1 protein-coding gene is annotated in these 1,102 nt (G+C 47.2%); it reads left to right on the top strand.

The window, feature by feature from the left end; genetic code table 11:
* Positions 1-1,102 (top strand): elongation factor Tu (tuf, locus tag EYW48_RS21185; protein ID WP_277433048.1); only part of this gene is annotated, 1,102 nt, incomplete at both ends.

Here is a 1,102-nt window from a genome sequence, read left to right as displayed (position 1 = left end):
TGTCTAAAGCAAAATTTGAACGTACGAAACCGCACGTAAACGTTGGTACTATCGGCCACGTTGACCACGGTAAAACAACTCTAACTGCTGCTATCTGTACTACACTTGCAAAAGTGTACGGTGGTGTTGCGAAAGACTTCGCATCTATCGATAACGCTCCAGAAGAGCGCGAGCGCGGTATTACAATCAATACTTCTCACGTAGAGTACGATACTCCAGCACGTCACTACGCACACGTAGACTGCCCAGGACACGCGGATTATGTTAAAAACATGATCACAGGTGCTGCGCAAATGGACGGCGGTATCCTAGTTGTTGCGGCAACAGATGGCCCAATGCCACAAACACGTGAGCACATCCTACTTGGTCGCCAAGTTGGTATTCCTTACATCATCGTATTCATGAACAAATGTGACATGGTTGACGATGAAGAGCTTCTAGAGCTAGTAGAAATGGAAGTTCGTGAACTTCTATCTGAGTACGACTTCCCAGGTGATGATCTACCAGTAATCCAAGGTTCAGCTCTAGGTGCTCTAAACGGCGAAGAGCAATGGGAAGCTAAAATCATTGAGCTAGCAGAAGCGCTAGACACTTACATCCCAGAGCCAGAGCGTGCAGTAGACCAAGCGTTCCTACTACCAATCGAAGACGTATTCTCAATCCAAGGTCGTGGTACAGTAGTAACTGGCCGTATCGAGCGCGGTATCCTACGTGTAGGTGATGAAGTAGCGATCGTTGGTATCAAAGACACAGTAACAACCACATGTACTGGTGTTGAGATGTTCCGTAAGCTTCTAGACGAAGGTCGTGCGGGTGAGAACGTTGGTGCACTTCTACGTGGTACTAAGCGTGACGAAGTTGAACGTGGTCAAGTACTAGCTAAGCCTGGTTCAATCACTCCACACACTAAGTTCGAATCAGAAGTATACGTACTGTCTAAAGATGAAGGCGGCCGTCATACTCCGTTCTTCAAAGGCTACCGTCCACAGTTCTACTTCCGTACAACTGACGTAACTGGTGATATTTCTCTACCAGAAGGCGTAGAAATGGTAATGCCAGGTGACAACATCCAAATGGTTGTAGAGCTAATCGCTCCAATCGC

It is taken from the genome of Vibrio sp. 1180_3 (genome assembly GCF_029478545.1).
Lineage (GTDB): Bacteria > Pseudomonadota > Gammaproteobacteria > Enterobacterales > Vibrionaceae > Vibrio > Vibrio aestuarianus.
The sequence above is the reverse complement of the archived record's forward strand: the minus strand, read 5'-3'. Positions and strand labels throughout refer to the sequence as shown.